We start from the raw sequence: 23543 nt of genomic DNA, 5'->3' as shown, positions 1-23543 counted from the left end.
GCGACTGCCCGCACCGGCATCAAGACAAGGCTCATTCGAACCCGCGCATCTCGCACCATTCCCCGGGCTCTGCCCTGGTGGAGCGCCACTGGTTGATGGGTGCCGCGCTGTCCTCATAGCCCAGAGCCATGCCAAAAGCGATCTGGTAGCCCTGCGGCAGCGCCAGATGCCGGCTCACAAAATCGCTGTAATTGCGCCAGAAGCCCTGGGCGCAGGTGGCCAGTCCCTTTCCGGTCGCCAGCAGCATCAGCGATTGCAGATAGATGCCCAGATCCACCCACTGCGCATGCAGCATGCGGCTCTCGACCGCGACGAATACGCCTACAGGTGCGCCAAACATATGGGTGTTCCGGGCTAACTGCAGCAACCGCCCACTCCTGTCCTCACGCCCCATGCCGATGGAACGATAGAGATCCTCGCCATTGTCAAAGCGGCGGCTGCGATAGGGCTCCCACAGCTGAGGTGGATAGAACAGGGCCGGATCAGAGTTGGGGGTCGCCGCAGGCATGGCCTGGCGCAAGGCCTGAAGGCTGTCCCCCGTCAGCGCTATCACGCGCCAGGGCTGGAGGTTGCCGCCGGAAGCCGCAAGTCCGGCCTGCGCCAGCAAATCCCTGACCAGCGCCGCATCCACCCTCCTCGGCAAAAAAGCACGCACCGAATGGCGCTGCTGCATGGCCTGTTCCACATTCATCATTGCTCGCCTTGGGTTTGAGTTGGCAAGCAGTCTCGGCCCGACAGACAGGGCTTTCGCCCCTCAAATCGACTACGGGCAAGCACCATGAAAAAAGCCAACGACAGGCGTTGGCTTTCACTGGCAGAGCAGAAGCATCAAGCGATCCATGGACAAGCGCTTGGGGTTTACTTGCCCAGAATCTGATCGATCTTGTCCTTCTGGAATGCCTCGGGTCGTTCGGACTCGCAGGGCACACAGTCCTTGACATGGCCTTGAATCGAGAGCTTCTCAATGGCGGCCCACAGCAGTGCAATCTGCTTTTCATGGCCGGCAGCGCCTTCGGACAGAGAGCGCATGGCCTGGGCCACGGGATCGACTTCGGCCGTTACGCCATAGGCGGTGAAGCCGCTCTTGCCGCAATCCTCGTCAATCACGACAGCCGTTTGCGCCTTGGCCTCGACCTTGGGTGCCGACTCATGCTCGGTCACATCGGCGCTATGTCCGGTCTTGCTGGGAATGATGCGCGCCGGAATGCCCACGGCAGTCGCACCTGCAGGCACGGGCTTGATGACCACGGCATTGCTGCCTATCTTGGCACCATCGCCTACCTCGAAGCCGCCCAGCACCTTGGCGCCGGCACTGACCACCACGTTCTTGCCCAGCGTAGGGTGGCGCTTGGCACCCTTGTAGAGCGAGGTACCGCCCAAGGTGACACCGTGATAGATGGTGCAGCCATCGCCCACCACGGCGGTTTCGCCGATCACGACACCCATGCCGTGATCGATGAAGACCTCGCGGCCAATGACGGCACCGGGGTGGATTTCAATGCCGGTGAACCAGCGCCCCATGTGCGAGATGAAGCGCCCCAGCCATTTGAAGCCATGCGTCCAGCACCAGTGCGCAGGGCGCTGCAGCCAGATGGCGTGCAGCCCCGGATAACAGGTGATGACCTCCCAGGTGCTGCGGGCCGCGGGGTCGCGGTCAAGAATGCACTGGATGTCGGAGCGCAGGCGATCAAGCATCAAATAACAACGTGAGGAATGTTTAGCTTGTGAAGTCTAGCGGGTTGGTGGCTGGCTCTGCAGCATGGCTTTGGCAACACCGCGAAGAATATGGATTTCTTCCTGGGTCAGCTGCGCGCGGTTGAAAAGCTGGTTAAGCCTGGGCATGAGCTTCTTGGGCGCTGCCGGGTCCAGAAAGCCGATATGGGCCAGGGCCTGTTCCCAGTGGCCCAGCATGCCCTGCACCTGGGCCATGTCGGCGCGATGCGCCTCGGGCGTGTGCTCCACCACGGGAAAACCACCCAGTGCCACGCGCCAGTCATAGGCAACGACCTGAATGGCCGAGCCCAGATTGAGCGAGCCGAACTGCGGATTGGACGGAATCGACAGCGCCACATCGCAGCGGTAGACATCGTCGTTGCTCATGCCAAAGCGCTCGCAACCGAACAGAAAGGCCACGCCCTTCTGGTTGCAGGCCGCACCGGATGTGGGCAGGTTATCGGTCAGACCTGCGTCCACTTCAGACACAGAGCGCGTATCGAGCTCTCCTTTCAGGAGCAACTCGAAATGCTCGCGCGGAGTGCGTGTAGGCGGGCCGAAGTCGCGTGGCGTCATCGCCGTCGCGCACATATGGCTGATGCCGTCCAGGGCTTCCTCCAGGGTGTCGACCACGCGGGCCTTGTCCAGCACATCCAGTGCGCCGCTGGCACGCTGAATGGTTTCTTCCTTGCGCAGCACGTTCTTGTAGCGTGGGCGCACCAGCACCAGGTCGTCGAAGCCCATGGTCTTGAGCGCTCGGGCTGCCGCGCCCACATTGCCGGCATGGCTGGTTTCAATCAGTACGAATCGGGTTTTCATCAACGCAGAACAATGCAAAAGGCCCCACTTGTGGCCTTGATATGACAGCAGACTACGCGGCCAGCTCTCTCTGGCATCCGCAAGCGCCGCAGAGAAGACCCTCGGGTCGCCGGGACGAACAAGCAAAAAAAGCGCAGCCTGGGTAGAATTGCACCCATTGTCGCCGCCCCGCATCGCCGGTCGCGGCTTTTACGTTCTTACCCGCGTAGTTCAGCCCAGTTTTGCTCCGGGCTGCATCGCCAACGCACTCACAATTTATGTCGAACTCCCTGCACCCCATGCTCAACGTGGCCATCAAGGCTGCTCGCGCCGCTGGCGCCCTCATCAACCGTGCCGCACTGGATGTGGAATCGGTGCGCGTTGCGCAAAAGCAGGTGAACGACTTTGTGACCGAGGTAGACCAGGCGGCCGAGCGCATCATCATTGAGACGCTGCTCAACGCCTACCCCCAGCATTCCATCCTGGCCGAAGAATCGGGCAGCGAGCATGGTGCCAAGAACTCCGACCATGTCTGGATCATCGATCCCCTGGACGGCACCACCAACTTCATCCACGGCTTCCCCGTGTACTGCGTGAGCATCGCCCTTGCCTACAAGGGCAAGATCGAGCACGCCGTGATCTATGACCCCAGCCGCAACGACCTGTTCACGGCAACCAAGGGTCGCGGAGCCTATCTGAACGAGCGCCGCATCCGCGTCTCCAAGCGCACCCAGCTGCGTGATTGCCTGATCTCCACGGGCTTCCCCTTCCGCCGTGGCGACAACTTCAAGCAATACATGCTGATGCTGGGCGAAGTCATGCAGCGCACCGCCGGCGTGCGTCGCCCCGGCTCCGCCGCCCTGGACCTGGCCTATGTGGCTGCCGGCTTTGCCGACGGCTTCTTTGAGTCCGGCCTGTCCATCTGGGACGTGGCTGCCGGTTCTCTGCTGGTCAGCGAAGCCGGTGGTCTGGTGGGCAACTTCACGGGTGAAGCCGACTTCCTGGAACAACGCGAAATCCTGGCCGCCAACCCACGCATCTATGGTTCGCTGATTCCCGTGCTGGGCAAGTTCAGCAAGTTCGCCACCGCTGGCGAAAAAGCGGCCGTGCGTCAGGCTGTCAAGACTGGCGAATTCGAAGCCCCCGCCGAAGAAGGTGCAGAGGCAGTGGCCGAAGAAGGCCAGAAGAACGCAGAATAAAAAAGGCGGTCGCCCCACGACTGCGGAAAGGGCCTGGTCCGGTGGACCGGGCCCTTTTTTTATGCCGCCAGGCCGCCCCCAGGCAATAAACACTCCTTGGAGGCCGAGTCCACAAGCAGTGGACAAGCGTTGCAGGTGTACGTCTCTCCACAGAATCCACAAACTCCCGGTCCAGAATCTGCCCGACGACAAATGGGCAGAACAATATGATGGACTTCTTCAGCCAGCACTGGGCGCTGGCCATTGACTGGGTTTCCGTGCATGCGGTGACTCCCGTGGTCAACGCACTCCATATTGCAGAGGCAGCAGGCGATCCGCGCGAGATAGCCGCCGGCATCCTGATCGCGCTGCTGCAGCTGTTTCTGATCGGCTGTGTGATGCGGCCGCTGGAGAGTCTGCTTCCCGCCGAACGCTGGGCCGACCGCCGCCACACCACGGTGGACCGCAACTACACCCTGCTCATGCTGCTGGGCCTGTTTCCGCTGTTCAGCTTTTTGATCCTCATGCCGGTCGCCCATATGCTGGGCGGCGGGCCTGCCACCGAGGAGGCCAGCGGCCTCAAGGCCTGGCTGCCCTGGTTTGAAGGCCACCCCTATATATTGTTTGCCGTGTACTACGTGGTCTACGACTTCACGTATTACTGGATGCACCGCGCCCAGCACGTCATTCCCTGGTGGTGGGCCATGCACAGCATGCACCACAGCCAGCGTCAGATGAGCTGCTGGAGCAACGACCGCAGCAACTATCTGGACGGCATGCTGCAAAGCTTTGTGCTGGCCAGCGTAGGTCTGGCCATGGGCGTGGAGCCCTCCGAGTTCGCCATGCTGGGCTTGCTCAGCGAGCTGGTGCAGAACTTCTCCCATGCCAATGTAGCGCTGCGTCTGGGCTGGCTGGGCCAAATGGGCGAACGCCTGCTGGTCGGCCCACGCTTTCATCGCAACCACCATATGCTGCGCGATGCCGAGCGCCCCGAGCGCCACAACTGCAACTTCGGCCAGGTTCTGCCCTGGTGGGATCAGTTGTTCGGCACCGCCCTCTATCACGACGAGGAACTACGCCCCACGGGCGTGAGCGACCCCGAGGTCGATGCCGACAACGAGCGCGGCCTGATCGCCATGCAGTGGTACACCTTGAAGCGCTTCTGGGGAGCCTTCAGTTGCCGCGCGGGCTGGAGGCTGGGCGATGTGTCCTTCGGCCCGGGCTACCGCCCCATTCATGACGACGATCAAGGCTCTGGCTCTCAATCCGAGCAAGGCGTGCAGACGGCCTCTGCCAAATAGCCAAAAAACAGCCATGCCCCCTGCTATTGGGCATCACGGATAATGCAGCATTCGGCGCCCGCCCAGCACCGGCGCGGCGCCCCCTGTTTTGCATACCGCTGAAGCGATGACCCAGACAAGCACAGAATCCCCGTCGCTGCCCTACTCCCCAGACATGACTGACCTCTCGGCGCATACGCCGATGATGCAGCAGTACTTCAAGCTCAAAGCCGACCACCCCGACACGCTGGTTTTCTACCGCATGGGAGACTTTTACGAGCTGTTCTTTGGCGATGCCGAAAAAGTCACGCGCCTGCTGGACATCACGCTGACCACGCGCGGCCAGACCGCAGGCCAGCCCATTCCCATGGCCGGCGTGCCGTTCCACGCCCTGGAAAACTATCTGGGCCGCCTGATCAAGATGGGCGAGTCGGTGGCGATCTGCGAGCAGGTCGGCGAAATCGGCGTGGGCAAGGGTCCGGTGGAGCGCAAGGTCGTGCGCGTGGTCACGCCCGGCACACTGACGGACAGCGAGCTGCTTTCCGACAAGAGCGAAGCCATTCTGCTGGCCCTGCACACCGCCGGCCGCCAGCGCGTGGGACTGGCCTGGATGGCCATGACCCAGGGCCGCATTCACATGGCCGAATGCGCGGCCGATGAACTGGGCGCCTGGCTGTCCCGCATCGCGCCCAGCGAAGTGATCTACAGCGCCGGAGTTACCGAGCGCTTCGAGCAAGCCCTGTTTGCCGTCAAGCACAGCGGCGCCATCAGCAGCCCTCTGTCGCCCCGCCCTGACTGGCAGTTTGACTCGGGCCTCGGCGAGCGCAAGCTGCTGGAGCTGCTGGGCGCGGCCAACCTCAAGGCCTGGGAGGCCGAAGGTCTGCCACTGGCCCATGGTGCCGGTGCCGCCCTGCTGTCCTATGCCGAACATACCCAGGGCCGCAATCTCACCCATATCCACGCCATCCAGGTACAGCGTGACGACGAGCTGATTGCCCTGCCGCTGGCCACGCGCCGCAATCTGGAGCTGGTCAAGACGCTGCGCGGCGAAGATGCGCCCACGCTGTTTTCACTGCTGGACAGCTGCATGACCGGCATGGGCAGCCGCCTGCTCAAGACCTGGCTGCTGGAGCCCGAACGCAATCGCAAGGCAGCCATGCAGCGCCTGGAAGCAATTGGCGTGCTGCGCGGCACCGGGGCAGGCATGGCCCCCTGGCAAGCCCTGCGCGCCGAGCTCAAGGGCGTGAGCGATGTGGAGCGCATTACCGCCCGCATCGCCCTGCGCCAGGTGCGCCCGCGCGAGCTGGTGGGCCTGTCCAAAACACTGGAAAAAGCGAAGCTGCTGGCGCAGTCCGGACAGGCGCCGTCGGCCTATCTGACGCAGATCTTCAGCGACCTGATTCCGCCCGAAGGCTGTGCCGAGCTGCTGGCGCGCGCTATTCATGAAGAGCCCGCAGCGCTGGTGCGTGACGGCGGCGTGATCGCCACGGGCTTTGACGCCGAACTCGACGAGCTGCGCGCCATCCAGAACAACTGCGACGAGTTTCTGCTGGAGCTGGAGGCCAAGGAAAAGCTGCTCACCGGCATTCCCAACCTGCGCGTGCAGTTCAACAAGGTGCATGGCTTCTATATCGAGGTCACCAACAGCTACAAGGATGCGGTACCCGAGCGTTTTCGCCGCCGCCAGACGCTCAAGAACGCCGAGCGTTACATCACGCCCGAGCTCAAGGCTTTCGAGGACAAGGCCTTGTCGGCCCAGGAGCGAGCGCTGCAGCGCGAGAAGTTCCTGTTCGAGCAGCTGCTCGACCAGCTTCAGCCCCATGTGCCCCAGCTCACGCGCGTGGCCCAGGCGATTGCCGCACTGGACGTTCTGTGCACGCTGGCCGAGCGCTCGCTGACGCTGAACTGGGCCGAGCCGCAGTTCGTCAGCCAGCCCTGCATAGAGATCGAGGCTGGCCGCCACCCCGTGGTGGAAGCACGCATGGCAGAGACCTCCAGCGGCAGCTTCATTGCCAACCACACGCGCATGAATCTCAACACGCGCATGCAGATCATCACCGGCCCGAACATGGGCGGCAAATCGACCTATATGCGCCAGGTGGCCTTGATCGTGCTGCTGGCCAGCATGGGCAGCTATGTGCCCGCCGGCGCTTGCCGTCTGGGGCCCATCGATGCCATCCACACGCGTATCGGCGCCGCCGACGATCTGGCCAATGCCCAGTCCACCTTCATGATGGAGATGACCGAGGCCGCGCAGATTCTGCATTCGGCCACGCCCCACTCCCTGGTGCTGATGGACGAGATCGGCCGCGGCACCAGCACCTTCGACGGACTGGCCCTGGCCAGCGGCATTGCCAGCCAGCTGCACGACAAGACCAAGGCCTTCACGCTGTTTGCCACGCACTACTTCGAGCTGACCGAGCTGCCCGCCAAGGCCAAGGCCGCCGTCAACGTGCATGTCAGCGCAGCGGAGTCGGGCAGCGACATCGTGTTTCTGCACGAGATTCAGGCCGGCCCCGCCAGTCGCAGCTACGGTATCCAGGTCGCCAAGCTGGCCGGCATGCCCGCAGGCGTTCTCAACCATGCGCGCCATGCGCTGGAGGCACTCGAATCCCAGGCCGGCGAGAACGAACTGCAGGTCAATCTGTTCGATGCGCCGGAGCTGGTGGACGCAAGCGCCGCGCCCAGCCCGCTGGATCAGGCCATGGCCGACGTCAACCCCGATGCGCTGAGCCCGCGCGAAGCGCTGGAAGTGCTCTACCAGCTCAAGAAACTGAGCGCCGGCACCGCCTAAGAACACGCTCCAAGCCTTGCGGACTCAAGCCCGGGCCTGATCTCTTCGGGCCCGGCTTGCATTCAGGCCTCCAGCAGTTGCGGCTGCCGCTCCTGCGCGGACGGGCTGCGCTGCGGTACTTCGCCCAGCTTGAAGGCAGACACCTCGCCCATCAGACGTGCGGCCTGCTCACGCAGGCTGGTCGCGGCAGCAGCCGACTGCTCGACCAGGGCGGAGTTCTGCTGCGTGGCATCGTCCAGCCCGGCCACGGACTGGTTGATCTCGGCGATGCCGCGCCCCTGGGTCTGCGAAGCATCGCTGATCTCCTCGATGATTCGCGTCACCCTGGCCACGGCGTCTAGCAACTCCTGCATGGTGGCCCCCGCATGCACCACCTGCTGCGATCCGCTGCCCACCTGGGTCACGGAGTCAGTGATGAGCTGGCGCACTTCCTTTGCAGCTTCGGCCGAGCGCTGGGCCAGGCTGCGCACCTCGGCCGCCACCACGGAAAAGCCACGGCCCTGCTCGCCGGCACGCGCGGCCTCCACGGCTGCGTTCAGCGCCAGGATATTGGTCTGGAAGGCGATGGAGTCGATCACGCCGATGATGTCGGCAATCTTGCGCGACGAGTGGTTGATGCCCTCCATGGTCACCACCACCTGCTGGAAGGCCGTTCCACCACGCTCGGCCACGCCGCGCGCCGACTGCGCCAGCTCGCCCGCGCTGCGCGTGGCCTCGGTATTGGCCTGCACGCTGTCCGTCAGCACCGACAGCGATGCCGCCGTCTGCTGCAAGGCACTGGCCGCCTGTTCGGTACGCTGGCTCAGGTCCTGGTTGCCCTGGGCCACCTCGGAGCTGGCCACGGAAATCGAATCGGCTGCCTGGCGTACGGCCCCCACCATGCGCTCCAGCGACGAGACAAAGCGGTTGAAGGCCGAGGCCAGCGCCCCCACCTCGTCATTGCTCTCCACCGGCATGCGACGGCTCAGATCGCCATGGCCGTCGGCAATCTCCTCCAGCATGCGCGCCGCGCGCCCCACGGGTGCCGCAATCGCCCGGCTCACCAGCCAGATGACCAGCAGGCCGATGCCGCCGCCCACCAGGCCGGCCACGGCCGAGGTCAGCGCAATGGTTCGCCGCACGCCGCCCAGCACCTGGGCCTCGGGCAGCTCGGCAATCACGTACAGGTCCAGCTCGGGCACGTAGGAGGAGGCAATCAGTTGGCGGCCCGAGGGCGCCTCGTACATGGCATGGGCAAAGCGCTCGCGGTTCAACAGCGCAGCGCTGAGCTCGGCGCTGAAACCGGGCCGGTCCTTGAGCCAGTGCTTGCCATCCACCAGCGCCGGGTCTCGGTGCACGAGAATGCTGCCGTTGCCGCGCACCAGGGAGACCGAGCCGGACTCGCCCACCTGGTAGGCGCGCACGGCCTGCGCCAGCTCATCCACCGACAGGCCCAGGCCCGCAATGCCCTGCCTGCCCTGGCCGGCATCGAAACGGACATTGATGAACAGCATATAGGCGTTGGAGCTCACGTCCTTGTCGATCTCCAGCACCTGCGACTTGTCCCCGGCCAGCAGCTCATAGAACCATTGGTCACCCTGGCCCTTGGGCGCCAGCTTGCGCATCGGCCCCTGCTCGCCGAAATACTGGCCCGTGCTGCCCGAGACCCAGAACACCGATGAGGCCCCGGCCTGCTGCTTGACGGCCTGGGCATACCTTGCCCAGGCCGCATTGCCATCCTCGGGCTCGCCCGCGGCTTCCCAGTCCAGCACAAAGCTGTTGCCGGCCACCGACCTGGCCATGGCCAGCGGCGTACCGATCTGGCGCAGTATGTCGTTGCGGATCTCCCCCACCACGGCCGGCAGCTCCTGACCCACCACACGCTCGCGCAGGCTGGCCCCGGTCAGCACAAAGCCCAGCGTCGTGGAAATCGCCACGAACAGCAGCAGGCAGCTCACCATGCTGGACATGAGCTTGGTCCGTATCGACAGGTTGCGAAATGCGTGCATGGGAGGCCCTCTTCTAACCAGCTGTAAGCAAGTGTTCTATCAAGGGGCGGCATCTTCTCACGCATACAGGCGCTGCATCTCAGGGACTTCCTCAGCCCGTTCTCACACCCTGGCATGGGCGCGATACCGGCAGCAGTTACAGAGCCATAACCGGCATTATTAAAACCCTTCTAGAATCGCGTAGCAGCCTGTGTTTGAAGCTATACATTTAGAAGCACTCAGCGCTTGCTGCGCCTGACATTCATACGTTTTTCATTATTGTCTCTATCACCCATGACATACTGCGTCGCCCTCAAGCTCAACGCCGGCCTGGTGTTTCTGTCCGACTCCCGCACCAATGCAGGACTCGACCAGATCAGCACCTTCCGCAAGGTCATGCTGTACGAGCAACCGGGCGAGCGCTTCATGGTGCTGCAATCGGCCGGCAATCTGTCCATCACCCAGTCGGTGCGCGAGCTGCTGGAGAGCTTTCAGCTGCACGACACGACCACGGACGAGATGCTGACCATCTGGAATGTGCGCAGCATGTTCGATGCCGCGCGCGTGCTGGGCGCGGCCGTGCGCCATGTGCATGAGCGCGAGGCCACGGCCCTGCAGCGCGCCGGGGTGGACTTCAATGTCTCCATGATTTTCGGCGGCCAGATCCAGGGCGAGCGCATGCGCCTGTTCCAGGTCTATTCGGCGGGCAACTTCATCGAGGCCACGGGCGAGACGCCCTACTTCCAGATCGGCGAATCCAAGTACGGCAAGCCCGTGCTGGACCGCGTCATCACCTCCGAGACCCCGCTGGACGAGGCCGCCAAGTGCGCTCTGGTGTCCATGGACAGCACGCTCAAGTCCAACCTCTCGGTGGGCCTGCCGCTGGATCTGATCGTCTACGAGAACAACCGCTTCGCCACGGACCGCATTGTCTGCCTGGACGCCGACAATCCCTATCTGCGTATGCTGCACGACAGCTGGGGCGAGCGCCTGCGCCATGTCTTCGACAGCATCGACGATCCGGCCTGGGACGGCGGCCAGACCGACACGCCGATTCGCATTCACAGCCCGCGTGCGCACCCGCTGGTCAAGGTCGGAGCACCGACCGCCTCGCGCTCGGCCCATGGCCTGGGTGCGGGCAACTGCCCACCCGCCGCGCTGCGCCAGCCCGTGGTGCCGGCTCAGGCGGGCCTGAGCATGGCCGATGAATACCAGCGCCTGCAGACGGCAGAGGAGCAGGCGCGCATGCAAAGACAGGCAGGCCTTTCAAGGCGCTAAACTGATCGACGCTCCGACGCCCCTTTGGGGGCGTTTTTCATATCCAGCCCGCCTCTCATGTCCCAGCCCACTGCAACAACCGGCAAGCCCAACACCCTGCCCGTGGTCTTCGCGCACGCCAACAGCTTTCCCATCGGAACCTATCGCCTGTTGTTTTCTCTGCTGTGCCAGCGCGGCATCGAGGCCGGCGGCGTGCAGCGCTTCGGCCATGATCCCAAGCGCCCGGTCACCAACCACTGGCCGCATCTGGTGGACGAGCTGATCGAATACATAGAGCAGCAGGTCGAGCGGCACGGCCAGCCGGTCTATCTCGTGGGCCACTCGCTGGGCGGCATTCTGAGTTTTCAGGCCGCCTCCAAACGCCCCGATCTGGCGCGCGGCGTGCTGCTGATCGACTCGCCCCTGCTGGGCGGCTGGAAGGCGAACGCCGTGGGCCTGGCCAAGCAGACGCAGATCGTGGCCTCGGTCTCCCCCGGCAAGATCAGCCAGCGCCGGCGCACCACCTGGGCCTGCAACGAGGAGGCGCTGGAGTATTTCCGCGGCAAGAAGGCCTTTGCCCAGTGGCACCCGCAGGTGCTGCAGGACTATGTGCAGCACGGCCTGGAGGACGACCAGGGCAAGCGCAGCCTGCTGTTCAGGCGCGAGGTGGAGACCGCCATCTACAACACCCTGCCCAGCAATCTCAACAACCAGCTCAGGCGTCACCCCGTGCGCTGCCCCGTGGCCTTCATCGGCGGTCGTTCATCGGTGGAGATGCGCCAGGTGGGCATGGAGATGACGCAGCGCATCACGCGCGGGCGCATCACCATGCTGGACGGCGGCCATCTGTTTCCCATGGAGCGGCCCGAAGCCACGGCTGCCGCCATCGAGGCTTCGCTGCTCAATATGGAGCAGACCATTCTGCAGAAATCCGCTGGCAGTACTCACAAATAAGTAGCTTCTAGCGGTTTTCAGATAATGATTTCAGCATCAAAACCATCTGAAATTCAATCAGAACAAGCGCTGCAAGCTATTAAAAAAGCCGCTTGCTATCACGCAAGCGGCTTTTTTGTGGGCAGCACCAAACGCTCAATGGTGCCAGTCCACGATGCCGGTATAGGCCGTCACCAGCACGATGATGCCGAAAACGATGCGGTACCAGGCAAACGGCACAAAGCTGTTGGTGGAGATAAAGCGCAGCAGCCAGCGCACGCACAGCCAGGCACTGATGAACGAGAAGATCAGGCCCACGGCAAACAGCGGCACATCCGCCATGGACAACAGCGCGCGCTCCTTGTAGAGGCTGTAGACGCCCGCGCCGATCAGCGTGGGCATGGCCAGGAAGAACGAGAAGTCCGTGGCGGCCTTGCGCGACAGGCCCATGAGCATGCCGCCGATGATGGTGGAGCCGCTGCGGCTGGTGCCGGGCACCAGGGCAAAGCACTGCACCAGGCCGACCTTGAGCGCATCGAGAGCCGTCATATCGTCCACCGACTGCACGCGGGTGGCGGCGGCGGGCCGCTTCTCGGCCCACAAAATCACGAAGCCGCCGAGGATGAAGGTGGTCGCCACGATGACTGGCGTGAACAGATGCTCCTGCACATATTTGCCGAACAGCAACGCCAGCACTACAGCAGGCAAAAAGCCGATGATGACGTTGAGCGCGAACTTCTGCGCCTGGCGGCTGCTAGGCAGCTCCACCAGCGTGTCCCGGATCTTCTGCCAGTACACCAGCATCACGGCAAAGATGGCCCCGGTCTGGATCGCAATCTCAAACACCTTGGCCTTGCCGCCGACAAAACCCATCAGCGAACCCGCCAGGATCAGGTGGCCGGTGGAGGAAATCGGCAAGAACTCGGTCAGCCCTTCCACAATGCCCATGATGGCGGCCTTGACCAGCAATAAAGTATCCACGCGAATCGTCCTTTGGATGCAGGGTTGAAGCAAAGCCGCCCATTATCCGCTCGCCATTTTCCCGCTCGCGCTCACATGACCTTTTCCGGCCACCAATCGACAGACAATCGCAAACTTTTACAAGACACGGTCGGCGCTTCTGGGCAAAGTCACGCGCTTGTGCTGCAATAGCTGCGCGCCGGTTGTCGGCGTTTTTTCAAAAATCACACCATCATGAAAAAATTTGTGGTCCTGGCTGTTGTCTCCCTGGCCTGCAGCATGAGCATGGCTGCCGGCGACAAACCCAAAACCGCCCAGCAGCAGCTCATGGGCACCTGCAACACCGAAGCCACGGGCAAGAAGGGCGATGAACGCAAGGAGTTCATGAAGTCCTGCCTGTCCGACGGCAAAAAGCGTCAGCAGGAACGCATGAAGAGCTGCAATGCCGATGCCGCCGGCAAAAAGGGCGACGAGCGCAAGGCCTTCATGAGCGAGTGCCTGAAGAAGGACTGAGCGGCTTTGCCGCTTCCGCGCAGCGCGCAATGCACAAAGCCACCGCAAGGTGGCTTTGTGGTTTCAGGCTGAAGCGCCGACAGTTGCCAGGGCGGTTCGCCGGGCGCGGCGTTTTCTCCACCAGATGATGACCCCGGTGATGGACAGCATGGCCACCATCACGCCGACCAACGATATCAGCACACGTCCGAAGGTGCCCAGGATGCGACCGCTGTGCAGCGGCAGCTGCAACTGCACGAAGACATCGGCGCCCGTGCCGTGCCAGGGACGATAGCTGCCCAGCACCTCACCGCTTTCCGAGCTCACATAGACATTGGACAGCCCCATGCCCATGGCCCCGGTTTCGTCATCGGGATCGAAGAAGGACACGTTGTAGAACGGGAAATCCCCGCCATACCAGATGCCGCCGGCCTCGGTCTTGATGCCCAGCTGCACCGCCTCCTTGCGCGCGATCTCGATGGCTGTGGCAAAGCCGATCTCAGGCTCGATAAAGCTGCCCAGAGGTGCCGGCTTGAGCGTCTCGTAGGGGCCGGGCGTGGTGGTCGATACCTTGCTCATCACAGGGTAGAACACCTCGCGGTAGAGATTGATCGAGAACGAGGTAAAGGCCACGATGACTATCACGCCCCAGATCCACAGCGCACCCGCGCGGTGCAGATCGAAGTTGAGCTTGTAGGCACCGGCGCCCCAGCGTATGCGCCAGGACGGCATCCAGCGCGCCCACCAGGATTTGCCGCCAGCCTTGGCGGGGACATCCTGCGCCCCGGCCGCAGCCGCCTTCTTCTTCACCGGCAGGGTCAGCACCAGTGCCCAGAAGCTGTCGGCCAGCCACAGCAGCGCGAGACCGCCCATGAACCAATAGCCCCAGCGGTTGCTGCCCGCAAACGTGGGACTGAGCAGGCTTTCATGCAGATGGCGCAGCCAGGGCATGAGATTGCGCCAGCTCAGGGCCAGGCTCTTGGAGTCGCGGTGGCCGGTGATGGCACCCGTCACCGGGTCCACGAACACCGTGTTGTAGCCCAGCACATGGGGCTTGCCCGTTGCCTGGTCCACCAGCGGGCGCACCAGAAAGGAAGCCGCCTCGCCCTCGCGCAGGCCCAGGCTCATATAGGAGATCTCGACGCGCGCATCGGCTGCCTGCACGGCCTGAGCCAGTTGCAGCGGCGTCTGCAGCGGGCCGCGTCCCGGCGTGTGCAGCATGTCGGCGTTGAGCCAGTCGTCGATTTCATGATCCCACGAGAGCACGGCTCCCGTGAGACCGGTCATGACCAGGAAGGCCGCGAGAAACAGGCCGACCCAGCGATGAACCACGGTCCACAGAGCGCGCATCAGAAGTCCACGCTGGCGGTCAGCGAGAAGGTACGCGGCGCGCCCTGGACCAGATAGCCGTTGGTGGCATAGCCGCCGACCGAGGCCCAGTAGTTGCGGTTGGCCACGTTGTCCACGCGTGCATTCAGGGTCAGCAGCTTGCCGCCGACGTCCATCAGATAGCGGGCGCCCAGGTCGAAGCGGGTCCAGGCCGGCACGCGCTGGGTATTGCCGGCATTGGCGTACTGTGCGCCGGTATACATCAGCCGTGCATTCAATGCCAGGCCGCGCACGCCCGGCACATCCCAGTCAGCGCCGATATTGGCCTGGCTGCGGGGCACGCCCACCACGCGCTTGCCGTCATTGGCGCCACTCGCCGTGCTCAGGTATTTGGCGTCCAGCAGAGTCAGGCCGCCGAGTACGCGCAGGCCCTTGACGGGCTCGCCGAAGACATTGAACTCCAGACCGCGGTTGCGCTGCTTGCCGAACACGCCGTATACATTGTTCTCCACATAGGCGCTGGGCATGCTGGTGGTGAAGAAGGAGGCGCTGGCACCGATATTGCCGCCGTCGTATTTGAGGCCCGCCTCCTTCTGGCGGGAGACATAGGGAGCGAATACCTGGCCGGCATTGCTGACGACCTGGCCACCGTTGCTCATAGGCGCGCTGCCGCCCTTGGCCAGACCTTCGATGTAGTTGGCATAAGCCGACACCTCGGGAGTCAGCTTGAACACCAGGCCAGCCACCGGCGTCACGCGGCTCTTGTCGTAGCTGCCCGAGCTTGCGCCCGTCGTGGCATCGAAGCCGTCGACCTTGATGCTCTGGTAGCGCATGCCCACCGTGAGCAGCAGGCGCTCGTCCATGAAGCCCAGGGTATCGGCCAGCGCCAGGCTGCTGGTCTTGACGCGCTCGGTCTCGCGCGGGCTGCCCAGGATGCCGCCCAGGCCGGTATAGCCGGGCGCAGGCAGGGCCACCGGGTTGTAGATGTTGTTGCTCTGGCCGGTTGCGTAGTTGTAGCCCCAGGCATTGCGCTCGCTGGAATCAAAGGCCGACAGCGAAGCCACCACCGAATGCTTGACCGGGCCGGTCTCGAACTTGCCGCGCAGGCCCAGCTCGCCGGTCTTGACGCGGTTCTTGCGCGTGTTGTCGAAGCGGTTGACCGTGGCATCGCCAGCCGCGCTGGACAGCGTCAGGCCCGACAGCGCGTTGTCCTCGCTGCCCCGGCGCATGCCCACAGCGGCCCAGCCGGTCCATTGCTCGTTGAAGTCGTACTCCCCGCGCACGGTGCCGAACAGGTCGCGGCTGTTGGAGTAGGTCCAGGGCTGGGCGTAGTTGGTCTTGCTGTCAGGAGCAGCCGGAATGGGCAGATTGCCCGAAGGTGTCAGCGAGGGACGCGGCGCCGTCAGCTTGTGCTCCTGCCAGCCCAGATCGGCCGACAGGCGTGCACGGCTGCTGCGCCAGTCCAGGCCCAGCGAACCGACCGTGGTGTGAACCTTCTCGCTGCTCACGCCGGTGCCGCCGCTGCGCCGCGCAAGATTCAGGCGCACGCCCGCTGCATCATCGGGGCCGAAACGACGGGCCACATCGGCAGCCGCGTAGGCCTGGCCGCCGCTGGCGCCACCCAGGGTGACACGATTGAGCGGCTCGTTGCCGGCGCGCTTGGGCACCACATTGATGAGGCCGCCCAGACCGCCGCCGCTGACGCTGCCGGCACCCGAGCCGCTGAGAAAGGCATTCGCTCCGCGAAACACCTCCACACGCTCCACGAACTCCGACGCCATGTACTGGCGCGGCACCAGACCGTACAGGCCGTTATAGGCCACATCGTCGGAATACAGCACAAAGCCGCGCACAAAGTAGGCCTGCTGGAAGTTGCCGAAGCCGCGTGCCGAGCGCACGCCGGCATCGTTGAGCAGCACATCGCCCACGCTCTTGGCCTGCTGATCCTGAATCAGATCACTGGTATAGCTGGTGGCGGAAAACGGGGTCTCCATCATGTCCTGGTTTCCCAGCACGCCGACACGCGCGCCGCGCGCCACCTGCCCACCCGCAAAAGACTTGGCCAGACCCTGGGCCGAAGCATCGGCGCTGGCCTCCACGGTCACGGTCTGCAGGGCAGCTTCTGATTCAGTGCTGGAAGTCTGGGCAAAAACACTCTGCTGGCTGCACAGTGCGAGGGCAGCCAGGGAAATCGGTCGGAGCAGGAACATTTTTAATGTTATTGAGAATGATTTTCAGAATCGTTAATTTTAATAATCAATCTCCTTTGCCGATGCCTAACACCCTGAAATCTCAACGGGATCCAGGGCAGGCCGCAAGTCCTGAAGCTGCTGCGTGATATGTGTGCGCGCACAAACAAGCACAAGCAGAACCAATACACCACTCACACCTGCCGAGGTGCAACTGACTCCCTTGTCTGCTCACTTCGTCGCAAAGCGCTGGCCGCCAGCAGGCTGGGCTTGCACAGTCATGTGCAAGCACCAGGAGCCAGCCATGACACTCACACCTCTGATTGCCTTTCACATGGGTTGCGCCATCGCAGCCACCTTGACCGGAGCCATTGCACTCTGGGCCAGGCGCCAGGCCGACCCGCTGCCCTGGGTGCACAGAATTGCAGGCCGTGGCTTTATGCTGCTCATGCTGGCCACCGCCATCTCCGCGTTGTTCATACGCGACTTCAAGCTGCCCAACTGGGCAGGCTTCACGCCAATCCATCTGCTGATCCCCGTGACGCTGGGGGGCCTCGCACTGTCCTTCTGGCATCTGGCCCATCGACGCATCGCCCAGCACCGCAGCGTCATGCGCAAGCTGTACTTCGGCAGCTGCGTGGTCGCCGGGCTGTTCACGCTGCTTCCCGGCCGCCTGCTCGGAAATCTGCTGTGGCAAGGACTGGCCTGATCCCCGCATTCATCCCAAGCTCTACAAGGAAAAAACATGAACCCGATCTCTGAAGACGCTCTGCACCAGCAGGCACGCCGCCGCGCCGGCATGAAGCTGGGCTGGTATATCCATGCTGCGGTCTATGCCGCGGTGAATCTGGGCCTGATGGCCCTGGCTCTGAGTCAGGGACGGCACTGGGCCGTCTACCCGGCTCTGGGCTGGGGTCTCGGCCTGCTGATACATGGCGCCGTGGTCTGGCTGCTGGCACCCGGCAGTCCGCTCTTTCAGCAACTGCTGGAGCACGAGCTGAAAACGCTGAAGCGCAGCGAAAAGCGCTAGATGCCGGACCGCCCATCACCTACCATGCCCGTCATGTCAATGTTTGCGCCCGCTCCCCTGCTTCGTCACGCCGGCATCACCGTGGCTGCCTGTCTGCTGATCGCTGCTGCCTTGACCGCTCTCGGCCAGGGCCTGTGGGATGTCAATCTCGCCTATTCGCTGGCCATAGGCCTGATCAGCTGGCTGAGCATCGATCTGCTCAGGCTGCGCTGGCGCGAGTCCGACGACATTCCCTGGCCGCGCGGCATGCGCGGCATGGCCGTGGTGCCGCTGGGAATTGCAGCAGGCCTGATTCTGGGCAATCCACTCGGTAGTCTCTATGTTCAGCAGTTCCATCCCGAGCTGTCGGCCACAGCCCGGCCCTCGCTATGGCTGCCGCTTGCCATCACCATGGCGACCAGCATTGCCATGTCCTGGGGCTTTTATGTGGTGGGCAAGTCGCGCCATCTGCAAATGCAGGCAGAGCAGGCCCAGCGCCAGGCCGCCGAAGCCCGGCTCAGCCTGCTGCAGGCCCAGCTGGAGCCGCATATGCTGTTCAATACCCTGGCCAATCTGCGCGTGCTGATTGCAAGCGATGCGCCACGCGCCGAGCAGATGCTCGACCATCTGATTGCCTACCTGCGTGCCACGCTGGCCGGTTCACGCCACGGCACCCACAGTCTTGCCAGCGAATTTGCCTTGCTGGCCGACTATCTGGCCCTGATGCAGATCCGCATGGGCGACAGACTCACCTACTCCTTGACGCTGCCCGCCGATCTGGCCGAACTGCCCGTGCCACCCCTGCTGCTGCAGCCACTGGTGGAGAACAGCATTCGCCATGGACTGGAGCCCCAGCTGGCCGGCGGCCACATTGCCGTTCACGCAAGCATGCTGGATGACAGCCATCTCCTGCTCAGCGTGCATGACAATGGCCTGGGCCTGCCCGTGCTGCCTGACCCGCCGCCTTCGGGCACCGGGTTTGGCCTGCAGCAGATTCGCGAACGCCTGGCCAGCCGCTACGGCAGCGCTGCCCGCTTCGACCTGACGGCAGACAACGCAGGCGGAACCAGGGCCTGCATCGTATTACCCCTGAAGTCACAGCCATGAACACCAGCCCGCCGCGCGCCCTGATTGCCGAAGACGAACCGCTGCTGGCAATGGCATTGCAGCAGTTGCTGGGCCAGCTCTGGCCCCAGTTGCATATAGAGGCCAGGGTGGCCGACGGCATCAGCGCCGTGCAGCAGGCGCTGACCCTGCTGCCCGATCTGCTGTTCCTGGACATTCGCATGCCCGGCCAGACGGGGCTGGAAGCCGCCGCCGAAATCGCCGATGCCTGGCCCGAAGAGCAGGCGCTGCCGGCGATTGTCTTTGTCACCGCCTACGACCAGTACGCCCTGGCGGCCTTCGAGGCCTGCGCCATGGACTATGTGCTCAAGCCGGTGCAGGCGGCGCGCCTTGGCCAGACCGTGCAGCGCCTGCAGCAGTGGTGGCAGCAGCGCCAGCCGGTACAGGGCACGGACCTTGCCATGCACAATCACCGTCAGCTCGAACAGTTGCTTGGGCTGCAGCAGCAACTGCTGGGGCAGGTCCCCACCGCGCTGCAGATCATTCAGGCCAGCATCGGCAACCAGATCCATATGGTGAGGGTGCAGGACATCATCTACCTCGAAGCCACCGACAAATATCTGCGCGTGCTGACGGCCGCTCAGGAGTATCTGATCCGTACCCCGCTCAAGGATTTGCTGCCGCAGCTCGACGCGCGCGAGTTCTGGCAAATCCATCGCGGCACCGTGGTGCGGGCGCAAGCCATTGCCAGCGCCCAGCGTGACGAGTCCGGGCGCCTGAGCCTGCTGCTGCGCGAGCGTCCCGAAAAGCTGGCCGTCAGCCGTCTCTACGCAACACGCTTCAAGGCGATGTAGCCAGCGCCATCACATCCTCCCAGTCCACACCCTGCATGGCATCCCAATGCGCCACGATGACGCTGCGGGGTCGCGCCGGATTCTTGAGCTCGGCTGCCATGGCAGCCAGCGCATGCTGCACATAACGCTCGGACGGCTTGTCCAGCGCCGCCAGCGGCTCGTCGATCAGTACCAGCTCGGCGGCGCTGGCCCAGCCAGCGGCCATCCACAGCTTGCGCTGCGTGCCCGATGACAGGGCCAGCAGCGGCTTGTGCAAATGCGGCTCCAGCCCGAAGCCCTGCACATGCTGCTCGAACTGCTGCTGCGACCAATGCGGATACAGCGTGCGCTGCAAAGCCACCCAGCTCTCGGCCGGCATCTGGCTATAGACATCGTTGAGCGGCTGGCGTGGGTCCTGCCAGAAGCAGGAGCTTGCAGCCAGGCGGCCGTTGTCGGCGAACGGATAGTGCAGCAAGCCCATGCGCAGCGGCAGTTGCCCGGCCAATGCCTTGAGCCAGCTGGTCTTGCCCGTGCCCTCGTCGCCTTGCAGCAGGCACAGTCCGGCATGCCAGCAATGCGAGGCCTCATGGGCCACGGTTCGGCCCGGGTAGCCGAAGCTCACTTGCAGAGCCTGCACCATGCACAGCGACTCGCAGCCTTCATCAAGTTCAGAATTCATAGCTGACAACGCCTTGTATATATATGTCCACGGCTGATTGTGGCCAAAGAACCCACGGCCATGCGCAAAGCAAGGCACAGGCACAATGGCGTCCCCCTCAACAGCGCGCAATATGCCATGGCTCTGGATTATCTGGAATTCGATTACAGCGAAGATGAAGAAGGCACGGGCACCTGGGACGCCATGGCCAGCGTCAAGGCCGAGCGCGTGCCGGCTTTGGCCGACGAAATCGAAGCCCTGCTGCGCTGGGCCAGCCAGAAGTTTGCGGGCCGCCAGGGCGCCCTGGAAGACGGCAATGACTGGGACTATGACCTGCAGGCGCAGGACGATGACGGCCAGCCCCTGAGCGCCCGCTTCGACAGGGCAGCAGGCATGCTGGAGCTGCAGGCCTCCGCCACGGGCCGCACCACGGTCAGCCTTTGCCTTTCGGGCTCCACGCAGTTCGGCGATGCACTGCGCCAGGCCTTTGATCTCGAAGCCTGAGATCCGGGCCTGCAGCCACGGCGCTTGAAGTCAGGTGCGCGCTGTGCACAATGGATGGCTCCAAGCGATCTGCAAAGGCATGTCCATGACCGAGCGACTCTCTACCCCGTTTGTCATCGAGCAATTCATCAAGGCACCGCGCGAGCTGGTCTACGCGGCCTTCACGCAAGGCGAGCACCTGAGCCACTGGATGCGCCCGCCGGGCATGGTGATGACGCAATGCGAAGTGGATGCACGCGAAGGCGGCAGCTTTCATTACGGCATGCGCGCCGAGGCCATGCCCCAGGCGCCCGCCATGTGGGGCAAATGGAGCTTCAGGGAGCTGAAAGCGCCCGAGCGCATCGTCGTCGTGGTGCAGTTCAGCGATGCCGCAGGCGGCGTCACGCGCCACCCGATGGCCCCGCAATGGCCGCTCTATACCCTGTCGACCACCACGCTCAGCGAGGAATCCGGCGGCACGCGCCTGCATCTGGAATGGCGTGCCCTTAACGCCAGTGCCGTGGAAGAAGCGGTGTTCGACAGCTCGCACGCCAGCATGAACATGGGCTGGAGCGGCAGCATGCAGTTGCTGGCCGGCTATCTGGCCAGGATACAGGTGGCCTAGTCAGCCGTTTCCGGCCTAGCGGTCCATATCCTGGCGCTGCCTGGGTGGCTCGGCCGCATTTCTGCGACTGGCTCCGGCACGCCCGGCCTTGCTCCACTGATAGTCCACTCCATCGGGCGTCTTGCCATCCTCGACCGCAGACACGCCCACAGGCCCGACCATATCGCGCAACTCCGACGAAATCACCACATGGGCATGGCGCTCGTCCTTGCGCAGTTGCTGGCACAGGGCCAGCGCCTCGCTCATCTGCGCATCGGAGAAGGCCCGGCATTGCGGCAGCCAGACTGGTGTCTGGCCCTCGGGCTCGAAATTGCGCAGGTAGAAAACAGCAATGCTCATGGTTTGATCTTCACAACAACAGAGCCACGGTTGTAACCCAGACCACAAGCCTGCACGGCGCGCTCACTCTTTGCGCTGCCCCGCATCCAGCGGCTCCCAGCGCCCTGCCACATTCTTGAGCAAGGTGTTCACGGCCGTCAGCCTGCGGTTTCTGACGCTGTTGAGACTGTTCTGGGCGCCGAGCACCGTCGTCTGGGCCGAGAGCACGTTCAGATAGGCCACGATGCCGGCCTGGTACTGGTTGTTGGCCACGGTCAGCGACTTCTGCGCTGCGGCCAAGGCCTCGGTCTGCACCTGCTCCTCCTGGGCCAGATTGACGGCGGCGACCAGATTGTCCTCCACCTCCTGCAGCGCCGTCAGCACGGTCTGCTTGTAGGTGGCGGCATTCAGGTCCAGCGTGGCACGGGCCGACTCCACGGCCGCCGAACGCGCGCCGCCGTCAAACAGGCTCATGGCCAGCGCCGGTCCCAGCGACCAGAACAGATTCGGAGCATTGAGCAGATCGGAGAGCACGGAGTTGCGATAGCCGGCCGATGCCGACAGGGTCAGCGAGGGGAAATAGGCCGCACGCGCCACGCCGATCTGCGCATTGGCCATGGCCACGCGGCGCTCGGCAGCAGCAATGTCGGGGCGCCTCTCCAGCAAGGTGGAGGCCAGCATCTCGGGCACGGCAGGCGGCGTCGGCAGGTGGCCGGTGACCGGCAGGCTGAAGTTGGCCGGAGCCTTGCCCAGCAAGGCCGCCAGCGCATGCTCGTACTGGGCGCGCGTGATGCGGGCTTCCAGCAGGCTGGCCTGGGTGCTCTTGTACTGGGACTGGGCCTGTGCCACATCGGCCGAAGACACCACGCCCGCCTGGTAGCGATTCTGCGTGAGCTTCAGACTTTGCTCGTAGGCCTCCAGGCTCTCCTGCAGATACTTCATCTGCGCCTCGGCGGCACGCAGCGAGAAATAGGTCTGGGCCACCGATGCCTGGGCCGACAGACGGGCCGCAGCCAGATCGTCGGCACTGGCCTGGGCCGAAGCCCGGCTGGCATCCACCGCGCCCGAGAGCTTGCCCCAGAGATCCAGCTCCCAGCTGGCACTCAGGCCCAGCGAGAAGTTGTTGTTGATGCTGCCGCTGCGCGCCACGTTCTCGCCGTTGGTATTGCTGTACGTGCCGCCACCGGTCAAGGCACGCGAGCCGCTGCCCGTGGTGCTGAGCGTGGGCAATTGCGCTGCGCGGCTGCTAGCGACGGCGGCCTGGGCCGAGCGCAGACGGGCCACGGCCTGCTCCACGCCGGGATTGCCTGCGGCTGCCGCCTGCTGCAGCTGATCGAGCGTGCTGTCGCCATACACCGTCCACCACTGGTCGGGCACTACCGCGGCCGGGCTGGCCGCCGAGCTCTGCGCCGGTTGCCAGATGCCGAACTGCGCAGCCTCGGGCGTGGCCTCCTTGAAGCGGGCCGGCACATCCAGCCGGGGCGGCTGATAGGCAGGCTGGGTGGAACAGGCCGCCAGCGCCAGCGCCGCAGCAAGCGGCAGCAGACGCGGCATCCAGCGGGGCAGCGACCGGGGAGAATTCTTCATAAAAGTGAGCTGCTTGCGCTTATCCTGATTGGATTTAAAGCCGATTTGATTCAAAAAATGTGCTGACATATACAT

At 63.9% G+C, this 23543-nt stretch carries 22 protein-coding genes; 12 read left to right on the top strand and 10 right to left on the bottom strand.

From position 1 onward, the window contains the following. Nucleotides 1-31: 31 nt before the first annotated feature. The 3 genes from ACWGXF_RS09905 to ACWGXF_RS09895 all read right to left on the bottom strand — a co-directional run bounded on the left by ACWGXF_RS09905 (nt 32) and on the right by ACWGXF_RS09895 (nt 2532). On the bottom strand, nt 32-691 hold the full coding sequence (locus tag ACWGXF_RS09905) for a nitroreductase (protein ID WP_256631268.1): 660 nt from the start codon (nt 689-691) through the stop codon (nt 32-34). A gap of 167 nt (nt 692-858) precedes the next feature. Continuing rightward, complete coding sequence (gene cysE / locus ACWGXF_RS09900) at nt 859-1695, bottom strand: serine O-acetyltransferase (protein ID WP_012839329.1); 837 nt, start codon at nt 1693-1695, stop codon at nt 859-861. A 36-nt stretch (nt 1696-1731) separates the two neighbouring features. Then, a complete protein-coding gene (locus ACWGXF_RS09895; protein WP_003069345.1) occupies nt 1732-2532 on the bottom strand; it encodes an RNA methyltransferase in 801 nt (266 codons plus the stop codon). Nucleotides 2533-2789: 257 nt separating this feature from the next. On the opposite strand from ACWGXF_RS09895, the gene ACWGXF_RS09890 reads away from it, so the two are divergent. The 3 genes from ACWGXF_RS09890 (at nt 2790) to mutS (ending at nt 7763) form a co-directional block, all read left to right on the top strand. Further along, nucleotides 2790-3710, top strand: coding sequence for an inositol monophosphatase family protein (locus ACWGXF_RS09890; RefSeq protein ID WP_003069344.1), 921 nt, complete (start codon nt 2790-2792; stop codon nt 3708-3710). A 206-nt stretch (nt 3711-3916) separates the two neighbouring features. Continuing rightward, complete coding sequence (locus ACWGXF_RS09885; RefSeq protein WP_003069342.1) at nt 3917-4990, top strand: sterol desaturase family protein; 1074 nt, start codon at nt 3917-3919, stop codon at nt 4988-4990. Between the two features lie 154 nt (nt 4991-5144). Beyond that, entirely contained in the window at nt 5145-7763 is a 2619-nt protein-coding gene (gene mutS / locus ACWGXF_RS09880; protein WP_452101875.1) for a DNA mismatch repair protein MutS, read from the top strand. A gap of 62 nt (nt 7764-7825) precedes the next feature. On the opposite strand, the gene ACWGXF_RS09875 is transcribed toward mutS, so the two are convergent. Continuing rightward, nucleotides 7826-9751 carry a methyl-accepting chemotaxis protein gene (locus tag ACWGXF_RS09875; RefSeq protein ID WP_452101874.1) on the bottom strand — a complete coding sequence of 642 codons (1926 nt, stop codon included), beginning with the start codon at nt 9749-9751 and terminating at the stop codon, nt 7826-7828. A gap of 273 nt (nt 9752-10024) precedes the next feature. Between ACWGXF_RS09875 and ACWGXF_RS09870 the strand changes: the two genes are divergently transcribed. After that, nucleotides 10025-11008 (top strand): proteasome-type protease, encoded by a 984-nt coding sequence (locus ACWGXF_RS09870; RefSeq protein WP_039049121.1) that lies wholly within the window; start codon nt 10025-10027, stop codon nt 11006-11008. A gap of 57 nt (nt 11009-11065) precedes the next feature. Further along, nucleotides 11066-11941 carry an alpha/beta fold hydrolase gene (locus ACWGXF_RS09865; RefSeq protein ID WP_452101873.1) on the top strand — a complete coding sequence of 292 codons (876 nt, stop codon included), beginning with the start codon at nt 11066-11068 and terminating at the stop codon, nt 11939-11941. Nucleotides 11942-12076: 135 nt separating this feature from the next. Here the strand turns inward: ACWGXF_RS09865 and ACWGXF_RS09860 are convergent, their stop codons facing one another. Continuing rightward, nucleotides 12077-12901, bottom strand: a complete 825-nt coding sequence (locus ACWGXF_RS09860) for an undecaprenyl-diphosphate phosphatase (RefSeq protein ID WP_034409450.1) — start codon at nt 12899-12901, stop codon at nt 12077-12079. Nucleotides 12902-13114: 213 nt separating this feature from the next. Between ACWGXF_RS09860 and ACWGXF_RS09855 the strand changes: the two genes are divergently transcribed. Next, nucleotides 13115-13393, top strand: coding sequence for a PsiF family protein (locus ACWGXF_RS09855; protein ID WP_003052901.1), 279 nt, complete (start codon nt 13115-13117; stop codon nt 13391-13393). A gap of 63 nt (nt 13394-13456) precedes the next feature. Here the strand turns inward: ACWGXF_RS09855 and ACWGXF_RS09850 are convergent, their stop codons facing one another. Both ACWGXF_RS09850 and ACWGXF_RS09845 read right to left on the bottom strand, forming a co-directional pair. After that, entirely contained in the window at nt 13457-14722 is a 1266-nt protein-coding gene (locus ACWGXF_RS09850) for a PepSY-associated TM helix domain-containing protein (RefSeq protein WP_452101872.1), read from the bottom strand. Beyond that, complete coding sequence (locus tag ACWGXF_RS09845; RefSeq protein WP_452101871.1) at nt 14722-16911, bottom strand: TonB-dependent receptor; 2190 nt, start codon at nt 16909-16911, stop codon at nt 14722-14724. Before ACWGXF_RS09845 ends, ACWGXF_RS09850 begins: the two co-directional genes overlap by 1 nt. A 283-nt stretch (nt 16912-17194) precedes the next feature. Here ACWGXF_RS09845 and ACWGXF_RS09840 point away from each other — a divergent pair, with 283 nt between their 5' ends. The 4 genes from ACWGXF_RS09840 to ACWGXF_RS09825 are packed head-to-tail and all read left to right on the top strand — an operon-like array spanning nt 17195 to nt 19818. Then, the gene (locus ACWGXF_RS09840; protein ID WP_452101870.1) at nt 17195-17599 is read left to right on the top strand and encodes a DUF2306 domain-containing protein; all 405 of its coding nucleotides are present in this window, start codon (nt 17195-17197) and stop codon (nt 17597-17599) included. Nucleotides 17600-17635: 36 nt separating this feature from the next. Then, the gene (locus ACWGXF_RS09835) at nt 17636-17920 is read left to right on the top strand and encodes a 2TM domain-containing protein (RefSeq protein WP_039049117.1); all 285 of its coding nucleotides are present in this window, start codon (nt 17636-17638) and stop codon (nt 17918-17920) included. A gap of 24 nt (nt 17921-17944) precedes the next feature. Beyond that, complete coding sequence (locus tag ACWGXF_RS09830; RefSeq protein WP_452101869.1) at nt 17945-19006, top strand: sensor histidine kinase; 1062 nt, start codon at nt 17945-17947, stop codon at nt 19004-19006. Further along, nucleotides 19003-19818, top strand: coding sequence for a LytR/AlgR family response regulator transcription factor (locus ACWGXF_RS09825; protein WP_452101868.1), 816 nt, complete (start codon nt 19003-19005; stop codon nt 19816-19818). The genes ACWGXF_RS09830 and ACWGXF_RS09825 overlap by 4 nt, the downstream gene beginning before the upstream one ends. On the opposite strand, the gene ACWGXF_RS09820 is transcribed toward ACWGXF_RS09825, so the two are convergent. Then, the gene (locus ACWGXF_RS09820; protein WP_256631038.1) at nt 19805-20476 is read right to left on the bottom strand and encodes an ABC transporter ATP-binding protein; all 672 of its coding nucleotides are present in this window, start codon (nt 20474-20476) and stop codon (nt 19805-19807) included. The two genes, ACWGXF_RS09825 and ACWGXF_RS09820, sit on opposite strands and share 14 nt — an antisense overlap. A 117-nt stretch (nt 20477-20593) precedes the next feature. On the opposite strand from ACWGXF_RS09820, the gene ACWGXF_RS09815 reads away from it, so the two are divergent. Both ACWGXF_RS09815 and ACWGXF_RS09810 read left to right on the top strand, forming a co-directional pair. Further along, nucleotides 20594-20959, top strand: coding sequence for a hypothetical protein (locus ACWGXF_RS09815; protein ID WP_256631039.1), 366 nt, complete (start codon nt 20594-20596; stop codon nt 20957-20959). 85 nt (nt 20960-21044) lie between these two features. Then, the gene (locus tag ACWGXF_RS09810) at nt 21045-21563 is read left to right on the top strand and encodes an SRPBCC family protein (protein WP_256631040.1); all 519 of its coding nucleotides are present in this window, start codon (nt 21045-21047) and stop codon (nt 21561-21563) included. 15 nt (nt 21564-21578) lie between these two features. On the opposite strand, the gene ACWGXF_RS09805 is transcribed toward ACWGXF_RS09810, so the two are convergent. Both ACWGXF_RS09805 and ACWGXF_RS09800 read right to left on the bottom strand, forming a co-directional pair. Beyond that, the gene (locus tag ACWGXF_RS09805; RefSeq protein ID WP_003069206.1) at nt 21579-21902 is read right to left on the bottom strand and encodes a hypothetical protein; all 324 of its coding nucleotides are present in this window, start codon (nt 21900-21902) and stop codon (nt 21579-21581) included. 63 nt (nt 21903-21965) lie between these two features. Beyond that, nucleotides 21966-23543 carry an efflux transporter outer membrane subunit gene (locus ACWGXF_RS09800; protein ID WP_256631041.1) on the bottom strand — a complete coding sequence of 526 codons (1578 nt, stop codon included), beginning with the start codon at nt 23541-23543 and terminating at the stop codon, nt 21966-21968.

Source organism: Comamonas sp. HJ-2 (assembly GCF_053615495.1).
Note: the sequence above shows the minus strand (reverse complement) of the source record. Positions and strands in the feature narration are given on the sequence as shown.